At 39.0% G+C, this 24,125-nt stretch carries 26 protein-coding genes; 9 read left to right on the top strand and 17 right to left on the bottom strand.

The window, feature by feature from the left end; genetic code table 11:
- Nucleotides 1-10 precede the first annotated feature (10 nt).
- Nucleotides 11-1,501, bottom strand: coding sequence for an NB-ARC domain-containing protein (locus ACE1B6_RS04140; RefSeq protein WP_413255970.1), 1,491 nt, complete (start codon nt 1,499-1,501; stop codon nt 11-13).
- Nucleotides 1,502-1,909: 408 nt separating this feature from the next.
- Here ACE1B6_RS04140 and ACE1B6_RS04135 point away from each other — a divergent pair, with 408 nt between their 5' ends.
- Complete coding sequence (locus ACE1B6_RS04135; protein WP_413255969.1) at nt 1,910-2,404, top strand: hypothetical protein; 495 nt, start codon at nt 1,910-1,912, stop codon at nt 2,402-2,404.
- A gap of 69 nt (nt 2,405-2,473) precedes the next feature.
- Here ACE1B6_RS04135 and ACE1B6_RS04130 read toward each other — a convergent pair whose 3' ends face one another.
- Complete coding sequence (locus tag ACE1B6_RS04130; protein WP_413255968.1) at nt 2,474-3,163, bottom strand: Uma2 family endonuclease; 690 nt, start codon at nt 3,161-3,163, stop codon at nt 2,474-2,476.
- A 215-nt stretch (nt 3,164-3,378) separates the two neighbouring features.
- Here ACE1B6_RS04130 and ACE1B6_RS04125 point away from each other — a divergent pair, with 215 nt between their 5' ends.
- The 5 genes from ACE1B6_RS04125 (at nt 3,379) to ACE1B6_RS04105 (ending at nt 8,052) form a co-directional block, all read left to right on the top strand.
- On the top strand, nt 3,379-4,362 hold the full coding sequence (locus ACE1B6_RS04125) for an alpha-ketoacid dehydrogenase subunit beta (RefSeq protein ID WP_413255967.1): 984 nt from the start codon (nt 3,379-3,381) through the stop codon (nt 4,360-4,362).
- 35 nt (nt 4,363-4,397) lie between these two features.
- Nucleotides 4,398-5,069, top strand: coding sequence for a SecDF P1 head subdomain-containing protein (locus ACE1B6_RS04120; protein WP_413255966.1), 672 nt, complete (start codon nt 4,398-4,400; stop codon nt 5,067-5,069).
- Nucleotides 5,070-5,130: 61 nt separating this feature from the next.
- Entirely contained in the window at nt 5,131-6,537 is a 1,407-nt protein-coding gene (secD, locus tag ACE1B6_RS04115; RefSeq protein WP_413255965.1) for a protein translocase subunit SecD, read from the top strand.
- A complete protein-coding gene (gene secF / locus ACE1B6_RS04110) occupies nt 6,534-7,520 on the top strand; it encodes a protein translocase subunit SecF (protein ID WP_413255964.1) in 987 nt (328 codons plus the stop codon). The genes secD and secF overlap by 4 nt, the downstream gene beginning before the upstream one ends.
- A gap of 106 nt (nt 7,521-7,626) precedes the next feature.
- On the top strand, nt 7,627-8,052 hold the full coding sequence (locus ACE1B6_RS04105; RefSeq protein ID WP_413255977.1) for a hypothetical protein: 426 nt from the start codon (nt 7,627-7,629) through the stop codon (nt 8,050-8,052).
- Here the strand turns inward: ACE1B6_RS04105 and ACE1B6_RS04100 are convergent.
- Together ACE1B6_RS04100 and ACE1B6_RS04095 are read right to left on the bottom strand one after the other, a co-directional pair.
- Nucleotides 8,033-8,542, bottom strand: coding sequence for a PEP-CTERM sorting domain-containing protein (locus ACE1B6_RS04100; RefSeq protein WP_413255963.1), 510 nt, complete (start codon nt 8,540-8,542; stop codon nt 8,033-8,035). The genes ACE1B6_RS04105 and ACE1B6_RS04100 overlap by 20 nt on opposite strands.
- A 98-nt stretch (nt 8,543-8,640) precedes the next feature.
- Nucleotides 8,641-8,808, bottom strand: a complete 168-nt coding sequence (locus ACE1B6_RS04095; RefSeq protein WP_413255962.1) for a hypothetical protein — start codon at nt 8,806-8,808, stop codon at nt 8,641-8,643.
- Nucleotides 8,809-8,938: 130 nt separating this feature from the next.
- Here ACE1B6_RS04095 and ACE1B6_RS04090 point away from each other — a divergent pair, with 130 nt between their 5' ends.
- Nucleotides 8,939-9,475 carry a methyltransferase domain-containing protein gene (locus ACE1B6_RS04090; protein WP_413255961.1) on the top strand — a complete coding sequence of 179 codons (537 nt, stop codon included), beginning with the start codon at nt 8,939-8,941 and terminating at the stop codon, nt 9,473-9,475.
- Here the strand turns inward: ACE1B6_RS04090 and ACE1B6_RS04085 are convergent.
- The 3 genes from ACE1B6_RS04085 to ACE1B6_RS04075 form a co-directional block, all read right to left on the bottom strand.
- Nucleotides 9,463-10,269 (bottom strand): Nif3-like dinuclear metal center hexameric protein, encoded by an 807-nt coding sequence (locus ACE1B6_RS04085; protein ID WP_413255960.1) that lies wholly within the window; start codon nt 10,267-10,269, stop codon nt 9,463-9,465. The genes ACE1B6_RS04090 and ACE1B6_RS04085 overlap by 13 nt on opposite strands.
- A gap of 118 nt (nt 10,270-10,387) precedes the next feature.
- Nucleotides 10,388-11,560, bottom strand: a complete 1,173-nt coding sequence (locus tag ACE1B6_RS04080) for a PAS domain-containing protein (protein WP_413255959.1) — start codon at nt 11,558-11,560, stop codon at nt 10,388-10,390.
- A 281-nt stretch (nt 11,561-11,841) separates the two neighbouring features.
- Nucleotides 11,842-13,782, bottom strand: a complete 1,941-nt coding sequence (locus ACE1B6_RS04075) for an ATP-binding protein (RefSeq protein ID WP_413255958.1) — start codon at nt 13,780-13,782, stop codon at nt 11,842-11,844.
- Nucleotides 13,783-14,170: 388 nt separating this feature from the next.
- On the opposite strand from ACE1B6_RS04075, the gene ACE1B6_RS04070 reads away from it, so the two are divergent.
- Entirely contained in the window at nt 14,171-14,380 is a 210-nt protein-coding gene (locus ACE1B6_RS04070; protein WP_413255957.1) for a DUF4327 family protein, read from the top strand.
- A gap of 169 nt (nt 14,381-14,549) precedes the next feature.
- On the opposite strand, the gene ACE1B6_RS04065 is transcribed toward ACE1B6_RS04070, so the two are convergent.
- From ACE1B6_RS04065 to ACE1B6_RS04040, 6 genes are all read right to left on the bottom strand, one after another.
- Nucleotides 14,550-14,741, bottom strand: coding sequence for a hypothetical protein (locus ACE1B6_RS04065; RefSeq protein WP_413255956.1), 192 nt, complete (start codon nt 14,739-14,741; stop codon nt 14,550-14,552).
- Nucleotides 14,742-14,743: 2 nt separating this feature from the next.
- The gene (locus ACE1B6_RS04060) at nt 14,744-15,217 is read right to left on the bottom strand and encodes a type II toxin-antitoxin system VapC family toxin (protein WP_413255955.1); all 474 of its coding nucleotides are present in this window, start codon (nt 15,215-15,217) and stop codon (nt 14,744-14,746) included.
- A 92-nt stretch (nt 15,218-15,309) separates the two neighbouring features.
- Entirely contained in the window at nt 15,310-15,738 is a 429-nt protein-coding gene (locus tag ACE1B6_RS04055; protein ID WP_413255954.1) for an aspartyl protease family protein, read from the bottom strand.
- Nucleotides 15,731-15,946, bottom strand: coding sequence for a hypothetical protein (locus tag ACE1B6_RS04050; RefSeq protein WP_413255953.1), 216 nt, complete (start codon nt 15,944-15,946; stop codon nt 15,731-15,733). The genes ACE1B6_RS04055 and ACE1B6_RS04050 overlap by 8 nt, the downstream gene beginning before the upstream one ends.
- A 187-nt stretch (nt 15,947-16,133) precedes the next feature.
- The gene (locus ACE1B6_RS04045; protein WP_413255952.1) at nt 16,134-17,273 is read right to left on the bottom strand and encodes a restriction endonuclease, SacI family; all 1,140 of its coding nucleotides are present in this window, start codon (nt 17,271-17,273) and stop codon (nt 16,134-16,136) included.
- Nucleotides 17,260-17,535: a helix-turn-helix domain-containing protein gene (locus ACE1B6_RS04040; RefSeq protein ID WP_413255951.1), complete on the bottom strand. Its 276-nt coding sequence runs from the start codon at nt 17,533-17,535 to the stop codon at nt 17,260-17,262. Before ACE1B6_RS04040 ends, ACE1B6_RS04045 begins: the two co-directional genes overlap by 14 nt.
- Nucleotides 17,536-17,581: 46 nt before the next feature.
- Here ACE1B6_RS04040 and ACE1B6_RS04035 point away from each other — a divergent pair, with 46 nt between their 5' ends.
- Nucleotides 17,582-18,703, top strand: a complete 1,122-nt coding sequence (locus tag ACE1B6_RS04035) for a DNA cytosine methyltransferase (protein ID WP_413255950.1) — start codon at nt 17,582-17,584, stop codon at nt 18,701-18,703.
- Nucleotides 18,704-18,725: 22 nt separating this feature from the next.
- Here the strand turns inward: ACE1B6_RS04035 and ACE1B6_RS04030 are convergent, their stop codons facing one another.
- The 4 genes from ACE1B6_RS04030 to hpxO form a co-directional block, all read right to left on the bottom strand.
- A complete protein-coding gene (locus ACE1B6_RS04030; protein WP_413255949.1) occupies nt 18,726-21,545 on the bottom strand; it encodes a molybdopterin-dependent oxidoreductase in 2,820 nt (939 codons plus the stop codon).
- A gap of 69 nt (nt 21,546-21,614) precedes the next feature.
- Nucleotides 21,615-22,421 carry an FAD binding domain-containing protein gene (locus ACE1B6_RS04025; RefSeq protein ID WP_413255948.1) on the bottom strand — a complete coding sequence of 269 codons (807 nt, stop codon included), beginning with the start codon at nt 22,419-22,421 and terminating at the stop codon, nt 21,615-21,617.
- A 13-nt stretch (nt 22,422-22,434) separates the two neighbouring features.
- Nucleotides 22,435-22,794, bottom strand: coding sequence for a hydroxyisourate hydrolase (gene uraH / locus ACE1B6_RS04020; RefSeq protein WP_413255947.1), 360 nt, complete (start codon nt 22,792-22,794; stop codon nt 22,435-22,437).
- A gap of 44 nt (nt 22,795-22,838) precedes the next feature.
- Nucleotides 22,839-23,999, bottom strand: coding sequence for an FAD-dependent urate hydroxylase HpxO (hpxO, locus tag ACE1B6_RS04015; RefSeq protein ID WP_413255946.1), 1,161 nt, complete (start codon nt 23,997-23,999; stop codon nt 22,839-22,841).
- Nucleotides 24,000-24,125: the final 126 nt, after the last annotated feature.

The raw sequence follows: 24,125 nt of genomic DNA, 5'->3' as shown, positions 1-24,125 counted from the left end.
CACCCTACAACTACAAACAATTTAAGCCTTTGTTACTGACTAAGTGCAAAAAATGCGAGTTAATTTCACCTTTTTCAGACATTTCTTGATAAACTTGTTCCATGAGTTTTTCGGTCATATATTCTTTAATTACTGGTTGCTGCATAAACCCAGAGGTAGTTATTTCTAACAAAAATCGTCGTCGCAGAGACTCCAAAGCTGTCAACGAATCCGCGGCAGAAATTGATGGCGGAATATTTGTCAGTAATTGAGTAGTTGTCACTGGCTGAGATAGACTTGTTAGCCAGTACATAATCTTTATTTCTAACTCCCATAAACGATGAAAAGACTCATTTAACAAATCGCGAATTCCTTGGAAAACAGTAATTCTTTGTTCGAGAAATTCGGCGGCACTTCCTGAAAATAAATCTTGTAGGGAAGTCGCAGCAATTTTCAATAATAAAGGATTTCCTTGGTAGCAATTAACTACTTGTAAGATTTGGTTATCTGTTCCACTAATTCCCTTAATTTTCAGGATTTCTTCTGCGGCTACTGGTTGTAAACCTGCTAACACTAATGCCCTAATGGGTAGAGTTTCTCCGGCTAAAAATGCTACTTCTGCTGGCTCTTCTCGACTAGTTAAAATTAAGCAACTTTGATGATTAGTTTCCGCTAATTGTTGTAATAATTCTCGATATTCTAGATATGCTTGACAATAAGTACCTGCAACACAACCAGATTGAAAAAGTGAGTCAAAATTATCTAAAATCACTAAACATCGATGGTGCTGGAAATAATTTATTAAATAAGCTATTTGTTCTTGGGGAGGAATGGGTAATGATATTTCTTGATGATTGGATAAAACCTGGATAGTTTTTGTCAGTTTTTCTAAGGAAGCTGCTGGATGACGCAGACTTTGCCAGATAATTTGCTCAAACTGAGTTTGTACCTGTTTAGCTAACTTTACAGTTAAGGCTGTTTTCCCAATTCCACTAATGCCGACAACTGCTATTAATCGGCAGTTATCTTGGCAAATCCACTGTTTCAGAGTGTTAAGTTCTGCGGTTCTTCCGTAAAATACGGACACATCGATTGTTTCTTGCCAATCTGAATATAAAGGGTTAAATACGCCTGGGATTTTGGTTGAAGGAAAGACAACTAATTTGGAGTTTTGTAAACTTTTTCTCTTGTTGGATTCCCATTGGTAACTATTAATTGTGTTACTCAGAGTTTGGGGAGATTGGGGGAGAATTTCAAATGATATTTTACGATCTCTGGAATATTTGGTGATTACTGAATATAAATTAAGTTTTGTTACTGTAATTCCTAATGCTTGAGATAGTTGTCGCCACAGTTTTGCGCCAACGTCTTTAATATAGTCAGCGTTGTAGCCTGATGCAATGGCTATTTCTTGATAAGACTTGCCTTGCCAGGATTGACGAAACACTAATTCTTGGACATCATTCAAGCACTTTGGTTTAAGAATAGCATCTAATATCACCAGTGCTTCTTCTGGAGTCATTAGCTTTTATTTAAAAGGATTTAACTGAAAACTTTATGATTCTAAATTATCACCTTTTCTGACCTTTTTTACTGTTGTTTGCAAACTTTACCAATTCTTTAAAGAATTATCTGACTTTTTCTGATGTTTTGCTATTGTAGGTTAGCGATCGCCCCAGCTAACCTAAAGATATCTTCAATCAATAGGGAATTGCATCAGGTACAAAATCAGCTAATTTTTCGGCAATGTTTTTATATTTCCCTTAATAAAGGGCGAAATGGAGAATAATTAAATTTTGTTAATTTTACTCCTAACTAGTGGTATTTCAGCAGGTGGGAAATATAACAGCAAAGTATATTTCAAAATTGATGTTTAGATATTGCTTGAAGATGGCTGGGAAAAGTCACGGATTTTTATCAGGAGGTAGTGATGAAAAGTATTTTCCCAATTCATGCAAAAGGCACAAATTTGCTAATTTCCGCATTGCTAATTTCATCCTCAGTTTTGATTGCTAATGCACCCGTAGCAATAGCACAATACGGTTCTCGTTATCCTTATCCCAATCCAGGAATGCCAGCGCCAACACCATCTTTAAATGGAGTTTGGCGAGTAAACTGGCAAGTCAATGGGAATTACACAAGTGGAAGATTATATATGCAGGGAAATCGGGGAATCCTGAGATTGCGAGTGCGGGATAGATATGGAAATATGGAGAGGATTGAACAAACTATGTTTCTCAGTCCGCGCCGGGATGGATTTGCTTTAAGAGGAGGCAATCCGATTTTTACTAGCACTGGGATACCTGTGCCTAATTATTTACGCATCAGGCAAACACCTAATGGATGGATGGTTACAACCTGTGATGACAATCGTAATTGTGTGCCAGCGATGATGCAATATATTGGTTCTGAGACAGTTTACTAATAATTTAAATTGGGGAAAGGAAGAATCTCTCTCTTTCCCCTTTTGCTTTTCTTTTTTTGCCGATCGAATTTAGTCATGCACTGAAAAACTACTTAACTGTTGGACGAAATCTTGGTGTTCTGAAGAACTCAAACCGGATTGTAAAACGGTTAAAACTTTCGCTGAATTACCTTGAAGTAAAGCCGGGATAGCTAGCCATAAACCAGGGAAAACTTCGCTTTTAATTATCCCATTGGTGTCGGGTTCTAAAATTAAATATTCACCATTCCTTAATCTAAACCAATCAAATCTATTGTTATAAATTTGCCAAATTAAATATTCTTGGACTCCATTACGACGATAAACTCTTAATTTGTCGTGTAAGTCATAAGAGGCGGTACTAGCAGTAATTTCCACAATTAATTCTGGTGCGCCTTCGATGTAGTCATCTTCGGCAATTCGAGATTGTCCGCCCAAGTTTTCATTAATTCTTAAAAGTGCGTCTGGTTGTGGTTCGTTGTCTAAATCTAGGCGAACTGTAGCATTGTCAAATAACTCAACACCGGGCGTTGCTGTACTATAGACAAATAACCAACCAATGATTTGACCATGAGGTTGAGCATGATTTCGGGCACGCACGGCTGATGACATATAGACGACTCCTTCGATTAATTCGGCTTTTTTGAGTTCTGGCATTGCTTGGTAACGTTTCTCGAATTCGGGGCGGGTGAGTCGATCGCCATTTTCCAGGGGTAGAGTTATGTTTTTTTCAACTAGCATATTTTTGATGATTTGAATTTATCTTTGTTCTTATTTACCATACTAGAAAAAGCACTTCGTACCGTAGGGCATACGGGAGATTGGGGAGGTCAGGCTGACAGGCAAGATGCCTGTTCTAGGGGTTTGTCGCGGGACAGTGCGATCGCACTCCCAAATCACTGCCACAAAAGGGTATTATGAAGGTTTGACGAAACCAAACTCCTCTCTTAACACCAATGGCAGACACACTTCTTTTTAATGCACTCCGGGAAGCTATTGATGAAGAAATGGCGCGAGATCCGGCTGTATTTGTCTTGGGGGAAGATGTAGGTCACTATGGCGGTTCCTACAAAGTTACCAAAGACCTGTATCAGAAATATGGCGAATTGCGGGTGTTGGATACCCCGATCGCCGAAAATAGTTTTACTGGGTTAGCAGTGGGTGCAGCAATGACTGGACTGCGCCCAATTATTGAAGGCATGAATATGGGTTTTCTGTTGCTTGCCTTTAACCAAATTGCGAATAATGCGGGAATGCTGCGTTATACTTCCGGGGGGAATTTCAAAATTCCAATGGTGATTCGTGGACCCGGTGGTGTGGGTAGACAATTAGGTGCGGAACACTCTCAACGTTTAGAAGCTTATTTCCAAGCTGTTCCCGGTTTAAAAATTGTTGCTTGTTCCACTCCTTACAATGCTAAAGGGTTGCTAAAATCTGCGATTCGTGATGAAAATCCAGTGCTATTTTTTGAGCACGTTCTGTTGTATAACTTGAAAGAGAATTTGCCGGAAAAAGAATACTTGCTGCCTTTGGATAAAGCCGAAGTAGTCAGAGAAGGTTCAGATGTGACGATTTTGACTTATTCTCGGATGCGTCATCATGTATTGCAAGCAGTAAAAACTCTGGAAAAAGAAGGTTTCGATCCAGAGGTAATTGATTTAATTTCTCTTAAACCTCTAGATATGGAAACAATTGGTGCTTCTATCAAGAAAACCCATAAGGTAATTATTGTGGAAGAGTGCATGAAAACTGGCGGTGTAGCTGCTGAGTTAATTGCTTCGATTAACGATCGCTTTTTTGATGAATTAGACGCACCTGTATTGCGGCTTTCTTCTCAAGATATTCCCACTCCTTACAATGGAATGTTAGAGCGTTTAACGATTGTGCAGCCGGAACAAATTGTTGAGGCGGTGCAAAAAATGGTGGCGCTAAGAGTTTAGATTTTTTCACATTCAACCCGCAAAAGAAAGCTATCATGGCATTATTCTGCGCGGGTTTTGTGATGAAAAAACCAAGTCTTTTTTTGGCTCTGGGCGTAGTTTTATTAATGGGGGCGATCGCAACTGTTTTGCCCTTACCACTACGGCTTTTCTTGTTTCCTCAAAATTTCCAGAGAGTTTTAGCTGCTACAGTTCAGTTAGAGTTTCGCCGGGAAATAAACAACCCAGAAATTAAAGCGCAATTACAAGTCAAACGCACTGAGTTAATCCAGTTAAAACTGCAACAAAGTGAGTTAGAACAAACTAACAATGTGGCAGAAATTGCCCGGATTTCCCAGGAGATTACCCAAAAAAATCAAGAAATACAAGCTTTGTTATATCAAATGTATGAACCTGTTGGTTTAACGGAAAAAAACGTGAAAAATGCTTTAGCTACACCAGATCAAAATAATAGTTGGAGTGTAACAATTGAATTTGATAGTGAAGGAGCAAAAAAGTTTGCGGAATTAACTAAAAGTATAGCGGGAACAGGTCGCACAATTGGGATTTTTCTCAATCAGGAATTGATTAGTACTCCGATCGTGGATGTTCAATATGCCGAAACTGGTATTATGGGTGGTAAAGCCGTGATTATGGGTAACTTTACTGCTAAATCAGCCGATCGATTGGCTGTGCAGTTGCGCGGAGGAAGTTCTGCAAAACGGTAAGTTTTTCGGACAAAATTAACAAAAGAACGCTATTATAACATTTGTTTGTGCGGGTTTTGTTATGGGCAAACAACGTCCTTTATTAGCTGTTATCTTGATTTTAGTGATCGCTGCGATCGTAGTTCTGGTGCAGTTTCCCATTCGTTTGGGGTTAGATTTGCAAGGCGGTTCTCAACTAACGCTGCAAATTAAGCAAACTGAGCAGACAAGGCAAATTACCGAGCAAGATTTAGAAGCGATCCAAAATGTGGTAGAAAAGCGGATTAATGCTTTAGGTGTCTCGGAAGCGGTGGTACAAACTGTAGGTAACAATCAGTTATTGGTGCAGTTACCAGGCGTGAAAGACCCCCAAGAGGCGGAAAGGGTTTTGGGTGGAACGGCGCAGTTAGAGTTTCGTCAGGAGACGAATAAGCCGGAAATTCAGGCACAATTACAAGTAAGACAAACTGAGTTAGCTTTGTTGCAACAACAAAAAGCTGAATTAGCTAAGATCAACGATCCGGCAGCGATCGCTGCTAATGCTGCTCAGATTAAACAAAAAGTAGCAGAAGTGCAAGCCCTACAATTACAAGTTTATGAATCTGTAGGATTGACGGGGAAAAACTTAAAAACTGCTGCGCCACAAACTGACCAAGGTAATCAATGGAATGTGGCGATCGAGTTTGATAATGAAGGAGCAGAAAAGTTCGCTCAACTAACTAAAAATATTGCCGGAACTGGAAGAGCGATCGGGATTTTCTTAGATAATCAATTGATTAGTTCCCCAATAGTTGATGCTCAATATGCCAATACGGGAATTGCGGGTGGTCGAGCGATAATTAGCGGCAATTTTGATACTAAAACCGCTTATGAATTGGCTGTACAATTACGAGGCGGAGCTTTACCTTTCCCAGTTGAAGTAGTAGAAAACCGGACTGTAGGGGCAACTTTGGGAAGAGATAGCGTGCAGCGAAGCATTTACGCTGGGATTGTCGGTTTAGTTTTAGTGTTAATTTTCATGGTAGTTTACTATCGACTACCGGGTGCGATCGCTGATATTTCCCTAATAATTTATGCTTTGCTAACCTTAGCGGCTTTTGCTTTATTAGGCGTGACTTTAACTTTACCAGGTATTGCTGGTTTCATTCTTAGTATTGGCATGGCAGTAGACGCAAACGTGCTAATTTTTGAAAGAACTAGGGAAGAATTAAGGTCTGGTAAAAGTTTATATCGCTCTGTGGAATCAGGTTTTTATCGAGCTTTTTCCAGCATTTTAGATAGTAATGTGACCACTTGGATTGCTTGTGCTGCATTATTTTGGTTGGGTACTGGTTTAGTAAAAGGTTTCGCTTTAACTTTGGCAATTGGGATAGCGGTGAGTATGTTTACAGCTATTACTTGTAGTCGCACATTGATGATGTTGGCAATTACAATTCCTGAGTTTCGTAAGCCAGAATTGTTTGCTCCTAAAACTGAGGTGGTGCGATGAAATTATATGTAAACAAACAACGGAATAAATGGTGGTGGTTGTCGGCTATTATCCTGCTTAGTGGACTAGCTGCCATGCTGATTTCTTGGGCAACTATTGGCGCACCTTTGCGTCCGAGTTTGGATTTTGTCGGTGGGACAAGGTTGCAATTTGAGTTGGATTGTTCGCAAGCTAATAATTGCGATAAACCGATTAGTGTTGCCGAGGTAAGAGAAGTTGTAGAAGCCCAAGGTTTACCAGCTTCAAGTAGTATTCAGTTGGTAGGGAACGATCGCACAGGCTTTTCGATTCGCACTAAATATTTAGATGTAAATGCGCGAACTGAACTGCAATCGGCTTTAGAATCAAAACTGGGTACTTTCGATCAGAAACAAACCTCTATTGACACCGTTGGGCCAACAATTGGCAAACAACTTTTTGCTTCTGGTTTAATAGCATTACTAGTCTCTTTCGCCGGAATTACTGTTTACCTGAGTTTTAGATTTCAGCTTGATTACGCGGTATTTGCGCTAGTAGCTTTACTGCATGATGTCTGGTTAACCTGTGGTGTTTTTGCCATTTTGGGTTTAGTTTTAGGTGTAGAAGTCGATAGTTTATTTTTAGTCGCTTTGCTGACAATTATCGGGTTTTCAGTTAACGACACGGTGGTAATTTACGATCGAATTCGCGAGATTATTACTAAAGATGGCGATCGACCCATTGGCGAAATTGTAGATGATGGCGTAAATCAAACCTTAACCCGGTCAATTAACACCACATTTACCACTTTATTAACCCTGTTTGCCATTTTCCTTTTTGGTGGTGAAAGTCTGAAATACTTTGCCTTAGCCTTAATTATCGGCTTTGGTACAGGTGCTTATTCCAGTCTTTTCATTGCTAGTACCTTGTTAGCTTGGTGGCGAGAACGTACTGGCAGAGAAATTCCTGCTGCGGCAAAAAGTAGCAAACAAACAGATACTACTTCCAGTTCAGAACAGGTTTAAATTTAGTCATTGGTCATTCATTAACAGGCATTTGTAAACTGTTGAAAATTCAATTATTACCAATGACCAATGATCGATGACCAATGACCAAATAATTAATAGAATGATGCAAAAAGATGAAGATAAATTAGAAATAATCAATGCCAAAGGAGATCCAAGTTTTGCGGTACAAGTAGAACGATTACACAAACTTACACTTTATGGCAGATGGTTATTTGTCGGATTTCTTTGGCTGACTGTTGGTATTTTAAGCTTGTGGGCATTGCGTGACGAAATAGCTTTGTTACAACAACATTTTACTTGGGTTGCTGTTAGATACGGTCTAGCATATAATCGTTTACCCGCAATGGGTTTAGGTCTATGTATCGGGATGACCGTAGCAGTAATGCTTTGGCAAAGTCGGAATATTTTAATCGGAATCTCGGCAACAGAAAGGCGACGCTTAGAACAACAAGTGTTCCGCATCCGCCAACAAGGGAAAAGTCATCCCTTATGGAATTTGGTGTGTCAGTCTAAGAAGAACGGCGATTAGTTTGACGGTAACGAGTTTTTAACATCATTCCTCCAACTAACATTAAACCAGCGATAGTTGCAGGTTCAGGAATAGAATTAGGTGTTTCATCAGTAGAAATCCTCACTTTAAAGTCATTGAAATCGATAAATTGAGGTTCTGCTAAAGAACGGTCTTCCAAAGCAACTAATACCGGATTAGCATTAGGATTATTGCCACTAAATTCTGCTTGAATTCCAAATCCTAAAGATGAGTCATTCAAAGCAGTTGTGGAATAAACGGTGGGTTGACCTTCACTTCTCACCGCCAAAGAATAGTTAATATTTTCCATGAAAGTGAAGGTAGCATTACAATTGGGAATAGCTGAAGTACCTGTTCCACAAGTGGTGGAAAAATCGTTAACTTCGCTATCGTATGGGAAAGTTTCTTGGAACAGAGAAGTAAAACTGTCACTTTCTGGATTGTAAACTCCCAAGTTTGATAAATAAGCTGTTACGCATTTAAAAGTCATATTGTAGGGTGCGTCAGATTTAGATATTTTCTTTTCTACATAGGCTTTACCGTCTGACGCACCCTACTCGTTAATAAGTGATTTAAATGCGTAACAGCTTAACTACCTTGGACACTGACAAACTGAAAATTTGCAGTAGTATCTTGGTCAAATCTAATCCCGTCAGTGCTAAATTCTAACACTGCGGCTTGAACGGGAGAAGCAATCAGAGTGAAGATACTTCCTGCTAGTACACTGAGGTAAGTAGAAATGGATTTTACAGGCATGATTTTCCATTCTGAGATTAGGTTGATGCGCTACAAATTTATAAATAACTTGATGGGTTATTCCTCTGCCTTTTGGTCGATATTTAGTTAGTTAAGTTGTTAGCTGATTGCTGATTTTTCCCTAGAGTTTATGAATAAAAAGGCGATTAGAAATGAATATGAAGCTTACAGTGTCCCAGGTTTTTATGAGAAGTTCGGGGATGAATACAGAAACCCTCATGAGGTAATAGTTAAACGGGTTATAGAAGAGTCTGTTAATAGATGGCAACTAAATTGTCAGCAAGTTTTAGATTTAGCTTGTGGGAGTGGGGAAGTTACTTTAGCTTTGCAAAGTTCGGGAGTAACTAATATTACAGGAATCGATCCTTATACTTACAATGCTTATTTTCAACGCACAGGTAAACAGGCTGAAGTTTATACTTTTGAGGATATTGCAGCCGGGGTTTTGACTGGGAGAAATTATAGTTTAATCGTGTGCAGTTTTGCTTTGCATTTAGTGGCTGAATCCCGTTTGCCTTTGCTTCTTTATCAGTTGAGTTTAGTCGGTGATACAATGCTAATTATTACACCGCACAAGCGCCCCCAGTTAAAGGCTGAATGGGGGTGGATATTGTTAGATGAAATTATCATCGAAAGGGTGCGGTGTTGGTTGTTTCAAACTCCGTAAAACCAGCGGAAATCTTCGTCTTTTTCGCTGAGTTTTACTGATTCTACACCTAAGTTTTGAAATTTTTGGACTAAGCGATCGCACGCTGGTCTTTCTGTAGCATAATGTCCGGCATCGATTAAAATTAAATGGCGATCGCGTGCTTCTTGAAATTGATGAAACTTGCAATCCGAAGTTAAATAAACTTGCGCCCCTGTTTTCACCACCGCAGAAATATAACTTGCCCCCGAACCGCCTAAAACCGCGACTTTGGTAATCTTTTGCTGCAAATCTACTGAAGGAGAAAAGATTAAATCAGGCGGCGAAAGGCGAGTTTTAATTTGCGAAAGTAACTCTTGCAAAGTTAAACTGGGTGATAAATTTCCCACTCTTCCATAACCCAATCCATCTTGAGTTGGTGTAATTGGCGTTACTTCTTTTAGCTCTAAAATTTGCGCCAAAACATCAGCCGTACCATCATTAACTTGATCGAAATTAGTATGAGCCGTATAAACACCAATTTGATGAGTAAAAGCTAATTTTATCATTTCCGAAATTGGGTTTCCGGTGCGAATAGATTTTAACGGACTGAAAATTAACGGATGATGAGCAAAGATTAAATTAATCTCAATCCCTTGATTGTGAAGAGAAATTGCTTCTTGCATAACTGCCAAAGTTGGAGTTAAACATATCAAAACCCTAGCTGGTGCATCCAAAATTCCTGGTTCAATTTGCCAACCGCAATTATCCCAATTTTCCTGCCATGCTGGATTAGCCCAATTTTCCCACCAATTGATTAATTCCGCAACTTTCATATATGTAAAGGGTAATCGATAATTTAACTTTATCAGGACAAGGAGACAATCAGAAAAGTATTAACTGAGAAATTTTCCCTTAACTCAAAACTTAAAATTCAAAACTCAAATCTTTCCCTTAAAAGTTAGGATTCTTAATTATGATATGCGATTTACAGTCAAAAGTAATCTCTCCTTGTTGCTGCAACCAGCTAAGTAAGCGGGTAACTGTGACTCTGGTAGTACAGCAAGCACTAGCCAAATCTTCATGGATTAAACGCACGGTTAAGCGTGTTCCTTCGGCTACTGGTTCACCAAATTCTTGTTGTAAAAGCCGTAAAAGATTACGCAATCTATCTTTGACTAATTTTTGACCAGAAATTGCTAATATTGCTTCAGTTTGTTTTAATCTTTGACTGATTCTAGGGAACAAACCTTGGCACAAGTTGGGGTAATTGTTCATATCCGATAAGAAAATAGAGGCTAACTCCACTGTTCTGGATAAAGCAGTTGCTTGGTAAGTTGGTAATGAGGTGAGACTGGAACCGAAAACCATTTCTTTCCCAGCAAATCCCACCAACACTTCTTCTCCGTTTTCCGTAATTGTGGTTAGTTTGACCGATCCTTCGGTGACTAACCAAATTGTGTCTTTAGATAAAGGAATAATTTTTCCTCGGTTATAAGTAAAGGGACGACGCTCAAGGTTGAAATCGCAATCTTTGACTGGTATGTTGTTAAGCGATCGCTTTTCCTGAGAAACATCCCGTAACAACCACCGCAATTCTATTAAATTAGCTTGTTCATCAAACAAAGGTGCTAACCGTAAAGCTGCCTCAAATTCTTCTCGGTGACGCGGTTGGATGCGGAATTCTATTTCTTGTACTCGGTCTTTTAGTTTCTGTCTGTTAATTTCATTACGAAATGAATAACGGTCTGATTCAACTATAAAAACGATTAAAGGTTTACCAATTAAAAACTTCTGTGGTACATTAAAAAAATTGCAAGCAGCACGATTAGCTTCCCGAATTACTCCCTGAGCATCAGTGACTAATTGAGCATCAGGCATGAAATCAAACAAATCTTCATAACGTTGGCGTTCTGCTTCTATCCTCATCCGCGTAACAGCAAGTTCTTCATTTTGAATCATCAATTCATCCACAGCTACTTGTAATTCTTCAGAAATAACTCCCAACTCTTTTAATGCTTGGGCTAGTATCTGTGATTGTGATGAGCTAACGCCAGCATCTTGGAAAAGTTGATTTAATCGGCTATTAACTGTTTCTACCTGCTTGGTGAAAAGATCTACGTTCATAATTCGGATCAACTTTAACCAACTCAGTATTGTTGGGAAGAGTATAAATTGTATTTTTTCAGCAAAAAACTAGCTAATGGTAGATGTATTGAACAAAAATTAAGCTAATGAATAAAAAGGCAATAAATAGATAGGCTCAAATCCTGCCACTGGAAGCTATCCAGCTATTCACTATCGAAAATTTCCCCGCTTTGCTTTTGCTAGGCTAATGATTTTTTTAAGGTTTTTTTAATTCATTTAGAAAAATAATTTCCCTTTACGTCATGCAAGAAATTTTTCGATTAGCTGGTGGGTAGCTCAATGAGAAACTCTGCACCTTTGCCTATTTCCGAGTGACATTCTATTTTTCCCCCATGCTTTTCTGTAATAATTTGCCTACTAATAGATAACCCCAAACCTGTACCTTTACCTAAAGGTTTAGTAGTGTAAAATGGTTCAAACAATTGAGACAAATTTTCCTCAGCTATGCCTTGTCCATTATCTGCAATCCAAATTTTTATCCATTTATCATTAACAAGTTCGGTACTAATCCAAATGGTTGGTGGTGGTAGTTCTGGATTGTTTTCTTTGATTCTTTGTTCTAAAGCGTCAATGGAGTTACCTAATAAGTTAATAAATACTTGGCTAAGTTGCCCTAAAGCACATTTGATTGGGGGGAGTGCCCCATAATTTTTAATAATTTGGATTTCTGGGCGATCGCCTTTTGCTTTCAATCGATGTTGTAAAATTAACAAACTACTCTCAATTCCTTGATGAATATCCGCGAATTTCTTTTTCCCTTCATCCATGCGAGAAAAATTCCGTAAACTCAAAGCAATTTCCCGAATCCGTTCCGAACCAGCGGACATTGCGGATATAATTTGTGGTAAATCTTCCCGGATGTAATCAAACTCAATTTCGCTTTTTTTAGCAGTTATTTCCGCTGTGTCTTCGCTCAAACTGGCAGCGTAAAGTGTTAACAATTCTAGCAAACCTTCTACATATTGAGTTAAATGAGGCAAATTATTAGAAATAGAGTTAACTGGGTTATTTATTTCATGCGCCACACCAGCTAATAATTGCCCCAAAGTTGACATTTTTTCCGTTTGAATTAGTTGAGCTTGAGTTTGTTTTAATTGATGCAAAGTTGTTGATAATTCTAATGCTTGTTTTCTCAGCCTAGTTTCTGAATAACGCAAAGCTGCTTCGGCGTGTTTGCGTTCTGTAATATCTTCAACAGTGCCTTCGTAATAAAGTACATTACCATCATTGTCATAGACTGCGCGGGCATTTTCTGAAATCCAAATAATACTAAGATCTTGACGGTAAACTTGCGATTCAAACTGTGACACAGAACCATGTTTTTCGATCGCAGAGACAAATTCAGCACGACGATTCATATCAACATAAACTTGTTGACCAATATTAGTGATATTGTGAATCATTTCCTCTGGGGACTTGTAGCCATAGATACGTACTAAAGCAGGATTAACATTAAGATATTTTCCATCAGGTGTGCTTTGAAAAATTCCATCGATCGCATTTTCAAAAATACAACGATACTTAGTTTCTGCTTGTACAAGTGCTGTTGTTAATGACTCATGAATCTCTGATTGTGCAGTCATTAAATGATGTACATCTAAGATTTTATATTTGCCTTCTTGATTTTCCACAACAATAGGTTCATACAGTAACTCTGGCGATCGTTGTAAACACTGCTTAGCAGCTTCCACAATAGGAGTATTAATTGGTAAAGTTAAAGTTTCTTTTTTAGTTAACTGATAAATAGCATTAATTGGTAGTTTAGAAAATAACTGCCAACTATGAGGACGACTCATATATTCAAAAAACAGCCGTCGGGAAATTATCCCTATAAATTTATGCTCCTGAGTAATAATAATTCCCGGAAGTACAGAGTGAGCCTTAAAAAGCTTCACTGCTTCCCCCACAGAACAATGCCACTCAATTTCAGAGGAATATAACTGTAACTCTTCTAAAGTAGACTGAGGAAGCAACATTCCTTTTTGCTGCTCCAATATATTTGCATACGTAAAAACCGACACCATTGTTTCATCATTAACTACTTCTTTCATTTCTTGGTGCCAACTAATAGGGTTTGTATATTCTAGGCTAGCGTTTTCCATCATTTGAGAATTGATTTTTTGGCTCAATTCTAATTCTTTCGGTTGCATTACCTGATAATTGTCATCTTCCTGATAGCTGTGACACAGCTTTCTTCCCATAATACACCCGAATTTTACTGAATATCCAAACAATTATTGATTTCTAAATCCTAAATTTGTGTGATCTCACTCACTAGTACGCTGTGACTTGAATCTATTTAAACCTAAAAGAACGTCATAATTTCCACCGCTACAAATTTTGGGAAATTTCCCGGATTTCATATCAAGTAAATTGAAGATAGTTAATTTACCTGCAATATCAGATACCTAAAAAATTCAGTGTTTTAGAAATAAAAACTCAAAAATTTTCAATGTTAAATTTAATACAAAAGCTAATCATCTATCACAAGGTAGATAAGCTCCTATTCTCCAAGCAATAATATGGAGCAATAAGCTAAGAAATTAAAGCCAAAGTTAAAAAATCCCTATAAATCATGTAAGGACAGCGATGATTAAAACAACTTACAACGGCATAGCTACTATCAAAAGTGAAGCTCGTAAATTAGTAAAAAGGGGAATTTTGAACCGACAGCAGCGAATTTACACTCTTTGGAAATACATACCAGCAAGAGATTGGGCATTAATTGAACGTGAGTTAGAAAACAGCGATTTCTTACTAAGGGATTGCATTGGCGATTTGATTGGCTGGGAGGAGTAAGAGACAGGAGGGTAGGTAGGATTAATTCATCCTGAACAGAGAAATTGATACTAAGTACTTCCGACTTTGATTGTATCTGATGGCGATCGATCCACCTGTGGAAATGATTTTGTTTGTTGTTGGGGAGAGGGCGATCGGATTTTTAGCTGTATAAAAACCAAGCTAACTTTCAAGCAGTTGAATGTAGTGATTTGCGATCCTGCTGTTTTGGTTGTTTAAGAGGTGCTGAAATTAATTTTCTGTCGCTCATAGCTTGCCGCTTCCGCAAATCATCACAAATTGCCTTTAAATCATAGTTAAAAGACTTAGCGTGTTCTTCACGAATTTTGTAAATTTCTTCGAGAACTTCATCTTTCCACATATCTAATCTCCCATTAGCTCGTAAGGTGTACAAATAGTTGGTAGTTCATATCCGGTATCAAAGCTAATTTGGGCTAATTTTTTTTGAATTTGAGCATTGGCAATATGTCTACAATTCCAAGTTAACAAATAATCTAAGCCGTAAACTGTAGCTGCTGCAATATGAAGCGCATCATCAGCGGCTTTGGGTGGAAGATTGCTGTTTGAGAGAAATTGATCTGCTAGATTTTGAACATCTGCACTGACTTCAAGTAAGGGAAAATCACGCAGTAGCTCAAGTCGTTTGGTTGCTATCTCTCGATCGCCTCGTGCTACTTCGTCTAAGACGACTTGGGAGATGTAGAGGCTAAATTGAGTACGGCGAGTTTCCCACCATTGTCGTGTAGCTTCTAAATTAGCCATCAGAATCAGATTATTGCTCGGTCTGGCAGTTAAATAGCCAATAATGCTGGTTTCAATATAAACTGTTTCACTCATGCACGGTTTAAGCGATTAATTTTTTCATCTTATCTGATGGCGATCGATCTACCTGTGGAAATGATTTTGTTTGTTGTTGGGGATAATTTCTCTTATTCTGAAGCTACAGATTTTAGACCGATCTCAAACTGCAATTGAGAACGGTAAAAACAAACATTAAACTCCATAAAGAAGTTGACTTGTCCTAAAATGAGTGGCACATTTGTTGCTTGTGTCCAAGCAAAGACAAGTTGTACAGGCTCAAATCGTCCTACAATGGCTTGAACAAGCACGACACGCGCCTCGTATTGCGCCAAATTTCCTGTTAATCTTAGTGCTGTTGTTTGCCGTTCCCATTCGTACCCAAGCTCAACTCCTACCGAATAGGGAAGTACGTTTACACTTGCACCTGTGTCCAATAAACCGGATGCTGTTAGGGAACGTTGTTGATAAACCAGGGTAAGAGGCAAGTATGGACGAAAACTGGCTTCGCCTAATGCTGGATCGCTAGAGACAAATGAATATGGTTCAGGGTTACTCATGATTTTGAGTTTTAGCAGCTTCTAAGACTTTTAACATCGTATCTGCTGCTTCAACTGCATCATAGGGCGACCACACTGGATAAGATTGGTCGGGTTTAATTAGGTCTGTTTCTTGTTGGGCTAGTTGTGAGATTAAAAGTTGAATTACATAAAATTTATCTGCACGACTTAGCTCTCGCAATGTTGAGATTAGTTCTGATGAAACCATGCAAAGCACTCCGGTAAGTTCAGGTTTGCTTTTTTATTTTAAAGTGCCTTGGAGGTGATTGAAGTTTTTGCGATCGATCTACCTGCGAAAATGATTTTGTTTGTTGTTGGGGGGAGGGCGATCGGATTTTTAGCTGTATAACAGTACGGTGGAGTACGTACAATTAATCTTTGATTAGTAGCTTTTATTAATCTGCTTCAACTGAATCATCAAATGGTAAGTTCGACAAAGTTTCTCTAGACTGAACAACATTTTTAATGTGTTCAAAAACTTCATCTTTAACCCGAGCGTTAGTCGCACAGTACTGAAGCTTCTCTAAAAACATAAAAAAAGAAAGTTCTGGGCATAACGCAATCATTGATCTAATAAAATGAACAAGATCTATAAAAACAACATTGACACTTCTCCTGAGCAAAACCGTCTTTGCAATCTGCTCAAGAGAGGAATTTATACACCTTCCACTTGCTCCTATAACGAACGAGATCGACTTTAAGCCATATTGACTAGCTTTGAACGCAGCATGATCAACATCCTGCTCACTGAACTGTTTGTCTTTAACCTCAACTGCTACAAAAATTTCACCGTTTTTCTTGATGTCTATATCTGCTACTTCCTTAGAGGAAGCACCACTTTGATTAACTGGATGAACAATGACCTCAAAAGACTCGAACTGATCGAAATATAAAGAGAGAACAGTCCCCGTCAGGATTGCAGCGACTTGTCCCTCGATTGACTTTTTGACAAACGTCTCAACAAATTCAAGTATTTTCAAATGGGAATCTGCCGACTCTAAAATCTGAGAGAATAGTTCACTTCGAGCAGTTTGTCTTTCGATCGCATACCGTATAGCAATACAGAGTCCGTCAAAAGCCTGTTTAAAGGTTTCTATCTCAGACAGCATTTTGTGAAGTATGAGCAGAAGTTTCCTGTCTTTGCCAGCCCTTACAGCATTTGATGGGGATATTGTGGGAAAGCGGGCGGGCTTATTGAGAAATGGCTCAGGCGAACCCCCCAGTGTACTATTCAGCAATTGACGTTCAAGTGGCACTAAAACATCATGACATAAACTTCGGGCATCATAAGCACCTTCCATATCAGCACCCGCTTGGAGAGCAAGAGCGTTGATGTCTGGATTGGTTGCTTTTCCCAAAAGGGCAGTTACAAGAATATATCTGAAAGTCAGATGTTTCCCTTGGATAATCATTTTGATCTCTGCATCCCAATCTGTTGTGGGAAGTTTGCTAGAATCACCTTGCGCGATCACTATTGCTTCTCGGAGAAGTCTCTCAGCTGCTGTCTTATCTACTATTGGTTTAGGAAGACTCATGTTCAACTCTAGAATTAGTAAACTGGGCGAAGAACTCAGAAGGATCAGCACCAGTAGCGCGAATCCAACGTAATGTTTCCAGAACATCTATTCGGCGTTCCCGGCGCTCTATCTTGGAAACGTCAGGTTGCGTCAAATTGATCTCCTGAGCGATTGCTTTCTGAGAAAGTCTTGCTTTTTCTCTTAAGGAAATGAGCGCATCAACGATCCTGTGGTATTCAGGATCATGAATACTTGAGATAGACTGCTTTTGCCTTTCCATAATTCAAATCTTGATTTGGAGAAGCAAATATGCCAAAATCGCATACATGGAAAATAAAAAGGTTCTATCAGGACTCTCTCTTTTCTCCGGGGCAGGAGGTATGGATGTTGGATTCATTCGTGCAGGGTTCAAGGTTGTTGCTGCTAATGACATTGACAAGGATGCTTGTCTCACATACGAGGCAAACCACCCTGGAACGCTTATAAAGCACGGTGATATTAATGAACACTTAATTAATATTCGTCAGTTCGAGGGGGTTGATCTGGTTTTTGGTGGGCCACCCTGTCAAGGTTTTTCTGTAGCTGGAAAGATGAACCCTAATGACCCGCGAAACCAGTTGTTATGGGTATTTATGAAAGTTGTAGAGTTAACAAAACCTTGGGCTTTTGTATGCGAAAATGTCAAAGCTTTAGCAGTTCTTGATAAGTGGTCTACGATTCGCCAGCACCTTTTTCATTGCGCTAGTCGATTAGGATATACATATAAATTAGTGGTACTCAATTCTGCTGACTTCGGTGTACCACAATCCAGAGAAAGAATGTTTTTGATTGGTTTTCGTGATATTAAAGATATTAGTGACCTAGAAGTACAGTTCGAGCTATATAAGAAGAAAGCTCCAACTGTTAGAGATATTCTTTTACCTTTAGGTGTGGCAGGCTCCGAGAAGAACCAGAGAATATGTAATGCAAAAGTTACTATCGCTGCCAAGCCCGTGATGCGACGTTCTCCCTATGCAGGAATGATGTTCAATGGTCAGGGAAGACCATTAAATCCTGATGGCTACTCCTGTGTTCTTCATGCTTCTATGGGTGGAAATAAAACACCAATTATTGATGAAGATCATTGCTATTTTGGTCAGGATAGTTGGGTTGAATGGTATCACTCTTACTTAATGAAAGGGGGAAAACCATTATCTTTAAATGCTGCACCCAAAAGGCTTAGACGATTGACGGTTGATGAAGCACTAAGAATACAGACTTTTCCACATGATTATCAATTCATTGGTGGACAAAGTTCAATCTACAGGCAAATCGGTAATGCTGTTCCCTGCGAACTAGCACAAGTTGTTGCAGCAGTTGTTCGTCATTATCTTAGCAAGGGTGAAAATGTTACATCACAACCACTTTTAGAAAGCGAAGACAAACCGTTGCAGCTAAAGCTACTTTAAGGATATTAAATCACTGAGTACACTAAATTGACATTCCATTATGCAACGCCTGTATCGCTTGCCATAATCTTTCAGGTGTTATTGGTAATTGTTTAAGCCTAATTCCGATCGCATTTGCAACAGCATTGACGATCGCAGGAGCAACACAATTAATCACAACTTCCCCTACTCCTTTCGCTCCAAAAGGCCCATAAGGATCGGATTTTTCAATCAAAAATACTTCTATTGGTGGCACATCTTTGGCAAGGGGTAAGCGATAAGTACGAAGGTTGGGATTGATGATTTTTCCTAGTTCATTAAAGTGCAATTCTTCGGTTAAAGCATACCCTAATCCCATCACTATTCCGCCAATTACTTGACCTTCACAAATGCGCGGATTAATCGCTTTGCCAATATCAATTGCTTGCACGCAACGCAATATTTTAATTTTTCCCGTTTCCGTATCTACTTCTATTTCTACTCCTAGAACGGCAAAAGTTAAGGTAGAACGTTCTGCTGCATATTCTGATTCTGCTACTAATGGTCGATCGCTAAGTTTAGCTAAATTTTCTAAGTCAATCTCTTGATTAATTGAGTGATTTTTTGATTTAACTAAAATGCCGTTTAATTCCAATTCTTCGGGAACAGCTTGCCAAATTCCGCTAACCTTATTTAATAACAATTCCCGTAACTTTTGGGCAGCTAAAATTACTGCTTGACCTGAAATATAGGTAGTAGCAGAGGCATAAGAACCTGCATCAAAAGGAGTTTCTTTGGTGTCACTAGCAATAATATCAATGTGATCAAAAGTTGTATTTAAGACTTCAGCGGCGATTTGTCTTAAAGTAGTTTCTGCGCCAGTACCAACATCTACTGCACCAGTTCTTAATTCATATCGACCATTTTCTTTCAATGCCATTTTAACTTTTGCTGTATGGATTTTGGCTAATCCACTTCCTTGCATGGCGACAGCAAAACCTACTCCTTGGCGCAAATGTCCGTTAATTTTTGGTGGTGTTCCTGGTTGATATTCTAATACTTCAGAGATTTTTGTTAATGCTTCATCTAATCCACAACTACCGACTATTTTGAAATGTCTTTCAACTCCTAATAGCAGGGAATCTTCGGTGTTAATTAAATTTTGTCGCCGGAATTCTAAGGGATCTAATTTCAACTTTTCGGCTATTTCATCTAATAAACATTCCATTGCAAAAAAGCCTTGGGTTGCTCCGTATCCGCGAAATGCTCCGGCTGGCATTGTGTTAGTATAAACTGAGCGACCGTGAAATTTTTGGTTCGGACAACGATACAATCCTAATGGCATTGTTCCGGTGAGGAAAATTACTTGTGTGCCATGATTTCCGTAAGCCCCTGTGTTGGCGATCGCATTCATTTCCACAGCAGTTAAACTCCCATCTTTCTTCACCCCAATTTTTAGGTGAACCTTCATCGCATGGCGACTATTTGTAGCAGTAAATTCCTCATTGCGGGTAAACGCCCATTGCACAGGACGACCTGTTTTTAATGTTGCTAAAACACAGAGGTCTTCGGTTAAAATTTCTTGTTTATTCCCAAAACCTCCGCCAATATTTGCTTTATAAACTCTGACTTTCTCTTTAGGTAAATTGAAAAGTTGTGCGAGGAGTCGTTGACAGTGAAAGGGAACTTGTGTACTAGATCTAACGACTAATGTGCCATCTTCTTCTAACCAAGTCGTGCTAATATGAGGTTCTAAATGTGTATGTTGGACTGCTGGTAAGTCGTAGGTATTTTCTAATATTAAATCTGCTTCTGCGAATCCCTTAGCTAAATCACCTTTTTCAATCAATACTTCCCCAGAAATGTTATGTTGTGCGTCGTGAATTTGATAAGATTCCGGTTCATCATGAATAATAGGAATAGGAGATTTACTTAACTCCCCAGTCCCCAGTCCCCAGTCCCCAGTCCCCATTTCTTTCACCTTTTCACCCATTGCCAAAACTGGGTCAATTACATGAGGTAAAATTTCATAATCTACTTCAATTAATTGGCAAGCTGTTTCGGCAATTTTGGGTGTTTCTGCGATTACAGCGGCGATGCGATCGCCAATAAATCGTACTTTATTATCTAACAAATAATGATCGTGAGGATCGGGTACAGGTTCGGCGTGTCCGGCAGTTGTGTAGGGAATTCTGCTAACATCTTCATGAGTAAAGATTGCGTGAACTCCGGGTAATTCTTTAGCTTTAGTGGTGTCAATTTTGCGGATTCTGGCGTGGGGGTGGGGCGATCGCAAAACCTTTAAATGCAGTGTTCCTTCTGGTACCCAATCTGGGGTATAAATTGGTTTTCCGGTAACAATTTCATAACCATCTTGTTTGGGAATACTTTGTCCTATTTGGGGACTGGGGACTGGGGACTGGGGACTGGGGACTGGGGAATTATTTAGATTTTTGCCTTTTTTGATGCTTTCAACTATTGCTTGATATCCGGTACAGCGGCAGAGATTTCCATCCATTGTAGCACGAAGTTCTTGTTCTGTGGAAAAGTTCAATTTTTCGGCGGACATAATCATTCCGGGCGTACAAAATCCGCATTGAAATCCTTGTTCGTCGATAAATGCTTGCTGCATTGGGCAAAGTTTGCCGTCTTTTGCTAGTCCTTCGATGGTTGTAATTTGGGTGTTGTTAATACGATGGGCGGGAAAAATGCAGCTATGAATAGGGGTTTGGTTTATCCAAACTGTACAGCTTCCACAGTCTCCTGTTTCGCAAACTTTGTGAGTTCCCATCCATCCTTGTTGGCGAATTAAGGTTAATAAGCTAGTGCCGGGAGGACAATTAATGTTATAGTTTTGATTGTTAATTTGGAATTTTAAAGGCATTTTTTGAACCACGAAGACACGAAGGACACGAAGAAGAAGAAGAAGAAAGAGAGAGTTATATAATAAATTTTAAAATTGTAGCGATCGCTTCATCAAAATTTGGGTAATATGTTGGCGATAGGTGTTGGATACGGTTGTATCGTTGAGATAATTGGTTAATGGAATTGTTTCGTTAAGTTTTTGGGTTATTTCAGTTTGTGTGGGTATTTGTGGAAATTCAATTAATTTGGGTGAGGGTATACAACCGCTAATTGCAAATTTGATTTTTTGGGTATTTGGATTGTAAGCGGCGACTACTGTTGATATAGCAAGTCCGGCGGAAGTTAGACAAATTCTTTGGTAGTTAGTTTGTAGTTCTAAGTTTTCTTTGGGAATGAATATTTTTCGCAAAACTTCTCCTGGTTTGAGGATTGTTTGTTTGATTTCCGTTTGGAATTCTAAGGCGGAAATCCAATAAGGTTCGCCTGATAAAGGGAGGATTTGATATTTCGCATCTAAGAGTATCATTACTGGCGCAAAGGTTCCTGCTGGTATTGCTAAACAAAGGTTTCCTCCGACTGTGGCGACGTTTTGAATTTTGAAAGATGCTAGTTCATTAACGGCGCTTTTTAATGCTTTTACTGATGTCCAATTTTCGGGGAAGTTGTAGTTTAATAATTGACTCATTATACAAGTTGCGCCAATTGTTAAACCTTCGGAGTTAATTTCTATTTCTGACCATCCGAGGTTTTGCAAGTCAACTAAAGTGGTAATTTCGGGTTGCGGTTCGCTGAATAACCAAGTACCACCAGCTAACCAACTCCATCCATTTTTCCAGTTAGTAATTTCTGCTAAATTTTGGGGGATAAGATAAGTTTCTACGTTTGGTAAATCCATCTTGCGATTTAAATTAACTTCCTCGATATGTGCTGTAAGACCAAGGTGATGTTAGCAGCGGAACGTGATAATGTGCTTGGGGATTTGCGATACCGAAACGGATGGGAATTTTATCTAAAAAAAGCGGGTTTGGTAAGTCTTTTAAGTGGTGATTGAAATATTCGCCAACGTGAAAGACTAATTCATAAATTCCCTGTTGAAGTTCGCCCTCAATTAAAGGTGAATCTGTGCGTCCGTCTTGGTTGGTACGAGTGGTTTTTAATAGGGTTTTTTCGTTGGTTTCAGGTGTTATTGACCAAAGTTCGATCGCCAAATCTCGCGCCGGACAACCTTGTGCTGTATCTAAAACATGAGTAGTTAATTTACCTGCCATATCATCTGTGTTTATCTGTGTTCATCTGTGGTTTAAAAAATTCATTAATGCAACGGCCCTCCTAAAATAGTTTTACTAATAGCATTAGTAACATCTAAAGGACTTTCTTGCCGTAATTGTTGATACCATTGCTGCGTAACTTCCGGTTCTTTCCCATGAATTTGATCCGCACGTTTTCGGGCTTTTAAAACAATAGCATTAGCCCGTTCTTTCCGTTCATTTTCATATCTTTTTAGCGCATCTTCCACACTAATATTTGTTGTTAAAAGATAGCGAGTTAACACTTCTGCATCTTCCATTGCTTGACAACCTCCTTGTCCTAAGTCAGGTGTGGTAGTATGGGCAGCATCTCCTAATAAGGCAACTCTACCACGCACAAAAGTTTCTAAAGGGCCGATATCATGGATTTCTAAACGATTAGTTTCTAAGGGATTAATCTGTTTAATTAAGTTTTGCACAACTTGAGGCCAACCTGCGAAAAAATTAGCTAATTCTTTTGATATTGCTTCGGGTGGGGTAGATGTTCCTTTTGGTAATGGTACATCGAAAAAGAAGTAAAATCGATCGCCCCCCACTGGCATCATTGAAGCACGTTTGTTTTCGCCAACGTAGATTATCCAAGTGTTTTTCGGTGCTAAATCTTCACTCGCTTTTACTAACCCATTCCAGTTAACATATCCAGCATAACGAGGTTCAATTTCTGTTCCTAAAATGTAAGGGCGCAAGGTGGAACGCACACCATCAGCAGCAATTAATAAGTCTCCTGTTGCTGTATTTCCATCTTCAAAAATTGCAGTAACGCGATCGCCTAAATCTTCAAATCCTACACATTTGCTACCTAATTTAACTGTGCCGGGAAATGCTTCTAACAGCATTTGTTGTAAGTCTGTTCTGGCGACTGGGTAAGGGCGTTGTCCAACTTCTTCTATTAATGGTTGCAGGCTAATATCATTGAGTAATTCATCTTTATAACTACGATATTGCATCTGATTCATTTGTCCGCCAATGGCAGCCATTCGATCGCCAAGTCCTAATTTATTGAGAACTTTTACACCGTTTGACCAGAGGGAAATTCCGGCACCTGCGGGGCGTAGTTCTTTTACTTTGTCGTATATTTCGACTTGGTAGCCAGCTTTTTTTAAGGCTATTCCTGTTGTTAATCCGCCAATACCAGCGCCAATAATTACAATTTTCAAATCATACATATTTTTTTGAACCACGAAGACACGAAGGACACGAAGGAAGAGAAGAGAGTTATTTTTTAGTTGAAATTGTACATTTTATTTGTTGAATTTAGCTCTTGCGTCTGTTGTTTTAGTCCACTTCAGTGG

This window comes from Floridaenema fluviatile BLCC-F154 (assembly GCF_041929135.1).
In the GTDB taxonomy this organism is placed as follows: Bacteria; Cyanobacteriota; Cyanobacteriia; order Cyanobacteriales; family Aerosakkonemataceae; genus Floridanema; species Floridanema fluviatile.
The sequence above is the reverse complement of the archived record's forward strand: the minus strand, read 5'-3'. Positions and strand labels throughout refer to the sequence as shown.

What these genes read in the sequence shown, in the direction of transcription:
- ACE1B6_RS04140 (WP_413255970.1), bottom strand. Translation starts at nt 1,501, where the DNA reads ATGACTCCAGAAGAAGCACTGGTGATATTAGATGCTATTCTTAAACCA.
- ACE1B6_RS04135 (WP_413255969.1), top strand. Translation starts at nt 1,910, where the DNA reads ATGAAAAGTATTTTCCCAATTCATGCAAAAGGCACAAATTTGCTAATT.
- ACE1B6_RS04130 (WP_413255968.1), bottom strand. Translation starts at nt 3,163, where the DNA reads ATGCTAGTTGAAAAAAACATAACTCTACCCCTGGAAAATGGCGATCGA.
- ACE1B6_RS04125 (WP_413255967.1), top strand. Translation starts at nt 3,379, where the DNA reads ATGGCAGACACACTTCTTTTTAATGCACTCCGGGAAGCTATTGATGAA.
- ACE1B6_RS04120 (WP_413255966.1), top strand. Translation starts at nt 4,398, where the DNA reads ATGGCATTATTCTGCGCGGGTTTTGTGATGAAAAAACCAAGTCTTTTT.
- secD (WP_413255965.1), top strand. Translation starts at nt 5,131, where the DNA reads ATGGGCAAACAACGTCCTTTATTAGCTGTTATCTTGATTTTAGTGATC.
- secF (WP_413255964.1), top strand. Translation starts at nt 6,534, where the DNA reads ATGAAATTATATGTAAACAAACAACGGAATAAATGGTGGTGGTTGTCG.
- ACE1B6_RS04105 (WP_413255977.1), top strand. Translation starts at nt 7,627, where the DNA reads ATGCAAAAAGATGAAGATAAATTAGAAATAATCAATGCCAAAGGAGAT.
- ACE1B6_RS04100 (WP_413255963.1), bottom strand. Translation starts at nt 8,542, where the DNA reads ATGACTTTTAAATGCGTAACAGCTTATTTATCAAACTTGGGAGTTTAC.
- ACE1B6_RS04095 (WP_413255962.1), bottom strand. Translation starts at nt 8,808, where the DNA reads ATGCCTGTAAAATCCATTTCTACTTACCTCAGTGTACTAGCAGGAAGT.
- ACE1B6_RS04090 (WP_413255961.1), top strand. Translation starts at nt 8,939, where the DNA reads ATGAATAAAAAGGCGATTAGAAATGAATATGAAGCTTACAGTGTCCCA.
- ACE1B6_RS04085 (WP_413255960.1), bottom strand. Translation starts at nt 10,269, where the DNA reads ATGAAAGTTGCGGAATTAATCAATTGGTGGGAAAATTGGGCTAATCCA.
- ACE1B6_RS04080 (WP_413255959.1), bottom strand. Translation starts at nt 11,560, where the DNA reads ATGAACGTAGATCTTTTCACCAAGCAGGTAGAAACAGTTAATAGCCGA.
- ACE1B6_RS04075 (WP_413255958.1), bottom strand. Translation starts at nt 13,782, where the DNA reads ATGGGAAGAAAGCTGTGTCACAGCTATCAGGAAGATGACAATTATCAG.
- ACE1B6_RS04070 (WP_413255957.1), top strand. Translation starts at nt 14,171, where the DNA reads ATGATTAAAACAACTTACAACGGCATAGCTACTATCAAAAGTGAAGCT.
- ACE1B6_RS04065 (WP_413255956.1), bottom strand. Translation starts at nt 14,741, where the DNA reads ATGTGGAAAGATGAAGTTCTCGAAGAAATTTACAAAATTCGTGAAGAA.
- ACE1B6_RS04060 (WP_413255955.1), bottom strand. Translation starts at nt 15,217, where the DNA reads ATGAGTGAAACAGTTTATATTGAAACCAGCATTATTGGCTATTTAACT.
- ACE1B6_RS04055 (WP_413255954.1), bottom strand. Translation starts at nt 15,738, where the DNA reads ATGAGTAACCCTGAACCATATTCATTTGTCTCTAGCGATCCAGCATTA.
- ACE1B6_RS04050 (WP_413255953.1), bottom strand. Translation starts at nt 15,946, where the DNA reads ATGGTTTCATCAGAACTAATCTCAACATTGCGAGAGCTAAGTCGTGCA.
- ACE1B6_RS04045 (WP_413255952.1), bottom strand. Translation starts at nt 17,273, where the DNA reads ATGAGTCTTCCTAAACCAATAGTAGATAAGACAGCAGCTGAGAGACTT.
- ACE1B6_RS04040 (WP_413255951.1), bottom strand. Translation starts at nt 17,535, where the DNA reads ATGGAAAGGCAAAAGCAGTCTATCTCAAGTATTCATGATCCTGAATAC.
- ACE1B6_RS04035 (WP_413255950.1), top strand. Translation starts at nt 17,582, where the DNA reads ATGGAAAATAAAAAGGTTCTATCAGGACTCTCTCTTTTCTCCGGGGCA.
- ACE1B6_RS04030 (WP_413255949.1), bottom strand. Translation starts at nt 21,545, where the DNA reads ATGCCTTTAAAATTCCAAATTAACAATCAAAACTATAACATTAATTGT.
- ACE1B6_RS04025 (WP_413255948.1), bottom strand. Translation starts at nt 22,421, where the DNA reads ATGGATTTACCAAACGTAGAAACTTATCTTATCCCCCAAAATTTAGCA.
- uraH (WP_413255947.1), bottom strand. Translation starts at nt 22,794, where the DNA reads ATGGCAGGTAAATTAACTACTCATGTTTTAGATACAGCACAAGGTTGT.
- hpxO (WP_413255946.1), bottom strand. Translation starts at nt 23,999, where the DNA reads ATGTATGATTTGAAAATTGTAATTATTGGCGCTGGTATTGGCGGATTA.